The sequence below is a fragment of the Rhizobacter sp. P1_G5 genome (assembly GCF_056405435.1).
On sequence record NZ_JBFUCB010000410.1, the window covers coordinates 1 to 5,551 of the forward strand.

Below are 5,551 nucleotides of genomic sequence, written 5' to 3' on the forward strand. Positions count from 1 at the left end.
CCCTTGGGCACGGGCGGTGGCGCGCCGTCGGCGCCGGCCGCGGGCTTCGCGCTCAGGAAGGACACGCGCACGCCCATGTCGGGCACCATGCGCGCGTCGCGCTGCTCGAAGCCGACCCGCACCTTCACCGTCGCCTTGCCGCGATCGGCCGACGGCACGATCGCGATCACATGGGCCGGCACGCGCCAGTCGGGGTAGGCATCGAGCACTGCCTCGACCGGCATGCCCGGCTTCACCTGGCCGATGTAGGCCTCGCTGACGTCGACATCGACCTCGAGCGAATTCATGTCGACGATGGTGCCGACGCCGGTGCGCGTGAAGCCGCCGCCGGCCGACAGCGGCGAGACGATCTCGCCGACCTGCGCCGCCTTCACGGTGATGATGCCGGCGAACGGCGCCCGCACCGTCGTGTAGTCGAAGTTGACCTGGGCCTGCGCCACCTGCGCGCGCGCCGCGTCGGATTCGCGCTGGCGCGCCTCGAGCATCGCGGTGGCACTGGCGAGCGCGGTGCGGGCCTGCTCGGCGCCCTGCTTCGTCGTCATGCCGCTGGCCGCGAGTTCGTCCTGGCGCCGCGCGTCGGCCGCCGCCTGGGCCAGCTGCGCGCGGGCCTGTGCCACCTGGGCCTGCGTCGAGGCCAGGTTGGCGCGCGCGACATTCAGCGTCGCGCGCACCGCGCCGTCTTCGAGGCGCGCGAGCACCTGGCCCTTCTCGACCCGGTCGCCCTCCTCGATCAGCACCTCGGTGAGCGTGCCGGTGAGCTGGGTCGAGACGGTGGCCTGGCGGCGCGCGGTGATGTAGCCGGTCGCCTGCAGGATGGCGCCGGCCCCGCCGCCGGCGCGCGGGGCAGTGGCCGCCGCGGTCTTCACCGCGATCGGCCGGCCGCCGAGGAACCACCAGGCGCCGGCGCCGAGCAGCGCCAGCACGATCACCGTGACCAGCACCGCCCAGATCCAGCGCGGCACGCCGCCGCCTTCGTCCTCGCGTTCGCGGTGGTCGATCCGCAGCTCGTTCAACAGATTCGCGTCGATGTCGCATCCCCCGGTCTGCAAGCAGCCGGCGATTATTGTCGAGACTCCCTGCGCCGACCACCCCAACATTGCGGTTGTCGTGCGGCAGGCCGTCGATATCCTTCGCGCCGGGAGGCTGGTGGCGTCGCCGCGGGCCGCACCCGTTCGACATCCAAGGGAAACAACAAGCATGAGAACCTCGACCCTGCTGCTGGGCGCAGCCCTGGCCTGGCCCGTCGCCGCGATGGCCGACCACGTCACCGTCAACTTCACCGCGCGCGTGCTCACCTCGAGCGGCACGCGGCCGCCGGTCGGCGCCACCTTCACCGGCGCCTACGTGTTCGACTCGGACCCGGCCGCCTACACGCAGTGGCCCGATCCGTCGAATCCCGGCTACCTCGGTTACGAGACCTTCGCGAGCTCGTATGGGCTCACGATGGCGTGGCCCTCCGGTCCGATCGATTTCACGCAGGGGGGCGGTGTCTCGGTCGAGGTCTTCGACAACAGCACGAGCCCGGCACTGCCGGTCACCGGCGATGCGACGCTGTTCGGCGTGAAGCGCAGCAACGTGATCTATCGCTTGTCACTGTTCGGGCCGGCCAGCTCGTTCAGCGGCAGCAGCCTGCCCACCGCCCCGTGGCTGTCGGGTCAGTGGACCAGCGGCACCTTCACGATCCGCGACCAGAACATCTTCAGCACCGTACTGACGGCCGAGATCCTCGGCACCAGCGTCAGCTCGGTGCCGGACTGACTTACTGGTACGGCTGCAGCTGCGACGCCGTCCAGCGCGCGTCGTACACGATCGGCTGCTGCAACCACTGCTGCAGCCAGGCCGGCAGCTCGATCACCGGCCCGATGCCGCCGCCCGGCGGCATCAGCGGCCCCACCTCCTGCGCAAAGCGGAAGGCGTGCGTCGGGTCGTACTTCAGCTTCACCGCGTACAGCCCGGCCTGCGCATCCGCCCAGTAGGCCGGGCCGTAAGCCGGCTGGTCCGGCCGCGGGTAGTTCTGGTAGATCTCGCCGTTCCACATCGGCGCCATCAGGTTCATCCAGCCGACCAGGAAATCCTGCGACGCCTGCTTGTGCGCCTCGTCGAACCAGAACACGTCGAGCACCGCGTTGAAGGCCGAGTTGCGGTGCACGAAGGCATTGGCCTGCGGCGGCACCTCGTTGATCGCGCCGCCGTAGAACTCCATGTAGAAGTAGGTCAGCTCGTTCGGTGYGGTGACGAAATACTGCAGCAGCCCCAGCCATTCGGCGGGAGTGAGCGGGCGCGTGACGTAGCGCGAGGCCTTGTCCTCGAACGGCATCGGGCTGTCCGGCGCCAGGCAGGGCATGCCGTAGGGCTCGTTCAGCAAGGCCTTGTTGAGGTTGTAGTAGCTGTCCATCGCGGTCCATTGCGTGATGGCGCCCGGCAGGTCGCACAGCGGCTGGATCGCGGCCTGGCCCTCGGCCTGCGATCCGACATACAGCCCGCGCACCATCAGACAGGGCTGCTGCGGCTCGAGCGGCAGCCCGCCCTGCGTGCCGGGCTGGTAGCACAGCGACACCTGGATGTTCAGCGCCTGCGGCAGCGCCGCCAGCATGTAGCCCGACTGCAAGGCCATCAGCGCGCCGGTGGCGTTCTGGAAATCGGCCGGCGTCTGCAGCGGCCAGATCAGCGCCCAGCCGAACACGTCGCCGAGCGGGCGCAGCTGGTAGCGCACCGACAGCAGCACGCCGAAGTTGCCGCCGGTGCCGCCGCGCATCGCCCACCACAGGTCGGTGTTGGCGACCGGGCTCGCGGTGACGACGCGCCCGTTGGCCAGCATCACCCGCATGTCGATCACGTTGTCGCAGTTCATCCCGAAGGTGACCGACGTGAAGCCGTAGCCGCCGCCCTGCAGGTAGCCGCCGATGCAGACGTCCTGGCATTCGCCGCCCGGCACGTGCAGGCCGGTCTGGTCGAGCGCCAGGTCGAGCTTGCTGAACGGGCAGCCGGTGCCGACGGTGGCGACCTGGGCCGCGGCGTCGATCGTGACCTCGTTCAGTTCGCTCACGTCGATCAGCACGCCGTAGCCGGCCGAGAAGCCGGCGGTGCAGTGGCCGCCGGAGCGCACGGTGAACGGCAGGATCACGTCCTGCGCGAGCTTCAGCGCGATCGCCACGTCGCTCTCGACGGCGCAGTAGACGATCGCCACCGGGAAGGCGTTGAACACCGGGTTGAAGAGCTGGCGATCGGCGTTGTAGTCGGGGTTGTCCGGCAGCACGATGTGGCCCTGCAGCGCGGTCTGCGCATCCTTCAGCTGCTGCAGCGGGATCTTGTCGAAGGCATTGGAGGAGAGCCCCTCCCAGTGCCGGAACAGCGCCTGGTCGCGCACGAGCTTGCGGTTGCGTTGAAGAGACATCCAGTGGCTCCCTGTGAGGACGCGGCAGGGTAGGCGATGCCCGGAGCCGATGCAAGACGAGCTTTCGAGGAAGTTCGCACATTGAATGCGGCGCCGTTTCCGCTAGCATCGACCCCGCACTCACTGGGCACCGCACGGGGCACGACCCCCACCACCCAAGCACATGGCTGCTGACGCGTCCACCCGACTCCTGCCCCCGCACTCGCCATCGGCCGACGAAGCCCTGGCCGCGGCCTGGGCCGCGCTGGACGACGGCCACGTGCAGGCGGCGCGCCACATCGTGCAGGGCGTGCTGAAGAACGCGCACGACACCGACCTGCACGTCGAAGCCCGCGCGCTGTCGTGCCTGGCCCATTGCGACCGCGTCAGCTCCCGCCTGCGGCGTGCCGCCGAGACCAGCCGCCGCGCCGCGCAGCTCTTCGAGCGGCTGGGCGACGCGCAGGGCGAGGCCAATGCGCTCACCACCCTCGCCCATGCCTGCATGCTGCTCGGCCGCAATGCCGAGTCGGTCGAGGCCGCGCTGCTGTGCGTGCGGCTGTGCGACAAGCTGCCGCCGCAGGCCCAGACCGTGCTCGCGCACAACTGCCTGGGCCTCGCCTGCTCATGGAGCGGCGACCACGACCGCGGCGATGCCTCGCTCGAACTCGCGATCCACGCCGCGCAGCGCTGCATGCCGCCGGTCAGCATCTACCAGCCGCGCCTGAACCAGGTGTGGATCGAGGCCTCGCGCCTGCTCGACGGGCGCTACCAGACCGGCCGCATCGGCAGCCTCGTGCGCATGGAGGGCCTGATGCGCGAATGCCACGAGCTCGAACGCGCCGGCAACGGCCTGGCGGTGCTGCCGGGCCTGCAGGCGATGGCGAAGACGATCTCGCTCGCGTCCTCGGGCCTGCTGGCGGCCTGGCAGGGCGATGTCGCCGCGGCCCGGCCGGCCATCGACGCCGCGGCGCGCTCGCTGACCCCCACGATGACCTGGCTGGACTCGTTCGTGCGCTGGTGCGCCGCCGAGCTGGCGCTGGCACAGCGCGACTGGGAGACCGCCGAGCGCGAGCTGATCGAGATGCGCGAGATGGCGCTGGCCGTCGAGCACGAGCAACTCGCCTGCCGCGCGCACCTGGTGCTGGCGCAGGTCTTCGAGCTGCAGGGCAAGCATGCGCTGGCCCAGCGCGAGCACCGGGCGCTGCGCCGCCGCGAGCAGCGCGTGGTGACCGAGGGCATGAGCAGCCGCGAATCGATGGTGGCCTGGCAGCTCGGCGCGCGCCAGAGCGAGCGCCACCTGCAGCAGGCGCTGGTGGTGTCGAAGCAGTTCGAACGCTGGTCGCTCGAAGACGCGCTGACCGGCCTCGCGAACCGGCGGCATCTCGAGCAGCAGCTCGCGCAGCGGCTGCAGGTGCTGCAGGCGGAACAGCGCCCGTTGACGGTCGCGATGGTCGACGTCGACAAGTTCAAGTCGGTCAACGACCGCTTCACGCACAGCATCGGCGACCGGGTGCTGAAGACGGTGGCCGCGCTGATGGCCTCGCAGGTGCGCGACGGCGACCTGCCGGCCCGCTGGGCCGGCGACGAGTTCGTGATCCTGTTCCCCGACACCACCGAGGACGAGGCGCGGCCGGTGTGCGAGCGCATCCGCGCCGCGGTGTCCGGCTTCGACTGGGAGTCGATCGCACCGGGCCTGCGGCTGTCGGTGAGCCTCGGGCTCGGCGAAGCGTGCGAGGGCGATACGATCGAGTCTGCGCTGCACCGCAGCGATGCATCGATGTACAGCGTGAAGCCGACCGAGTCGACGCACGCCTGAGCCGGCGGGGCCTGAAGGTTCCGCTTTCCCGACCCACTTGACGACCTCCCCATGACACGACGTCCTTTCCTTGCCAGCGCGCTGGCCGTGCTGCTGACCAGCCTGTCCGCCTGCGGCGGCGGTGGAGATTCCGGCGGTTCATCCGACGACAACGCCGCGAAGGTGCTGTTCGTGCCCGACAAGGCGCATGCCGTCGTCGGCGCGCTGTCGACGCTGTCGCCGGCCGTCGGCAACGTCCGGATCGACACCTTCGCGTTCGCCTCGTTCTCGGGCGACAACCTGCAGTACGACCCGGTGCGCGACGAGCTGTACGGCGCGACGGTCGCGGCCGGGCAGGTCAGCGTATCGGTCTACGGCTCGGC

General features: G+C 70.4%; 5 protein-coding genes. 3 read left to right on the forward strand and 2 right to left on the reverse strand.

Annotation, left to right across the window (positions count from 1 at the left end):
• Positions 1-1,013 (reverse strand): efflux RND transporter periplasmic adaptor subunit (locus AC1D12_RS23180; protein ID WP_477843111.1); only part of this gene is annotated, 1,013 nt, incomplete at its 3' end.
• Between the two features lie 184 nt (positions 1,014-1,197).
• Between AC1D12_RS23180 and AC1D12_RS23185 the strand changes: the two genes are divergently transcribed.
• Positions 1,198-1,758, forward strand: coding sequence for a hypothetical protein (locus tag AC1D12_RS23185; protein WP_477826178.1), 561 nt, complete (start codon positions 1,198-1,200; stop codon positions 1,756-1,758).
• Between the two features lies 1 nt (position 1,759).
• On the opposite strand, the gene AC1D12_RS23190 is transcribed toward AC1D12_RS23185, so the two are convergent.
• Positions 1,760-3,394: an FAD-binding oxidoreductase gene (locus tag AC1D12_RS23190; RefSeq protein ID WP_477843113.1), complete on the reverse strand. Its 1,635-nt coding sequence runs from the start codon at positions 3,392-3,394 to the stop codon at positions 1,760-1,762.
• A 163-nt stretch (positions 3,395-3,557) separates the two neighbouring features.
• On the opposite strand from AC1D12_RS23190, the gene AC1D12_RS23195 reads away from it, so the two are divergent.
• Together AC1D12_RS23195 and AC1D12_RS23200 are read left to right on the forward strand one after the other, a co-directional pair.
• Complete coding sequence (locus tag AC1D12_RS23195) at positions 3,558-5,189, forward strand: GGDEF domain-containing protein (RefSeq protein ID WP_477843115.1); 1,632 nt, start codon at positions 3,558-3,560, stop codon at positions 5,187-5,189.
• 51 nt (positions 5,190-5,240) lie between these two features.
• Positions 5,241-5,551 (forward strand): hypothetical protein (locus AC1D12_RS23200; RefSeq protein WP_477843117.1); only part of this gene is annotated, 311 nt, incomplete at its 3' end.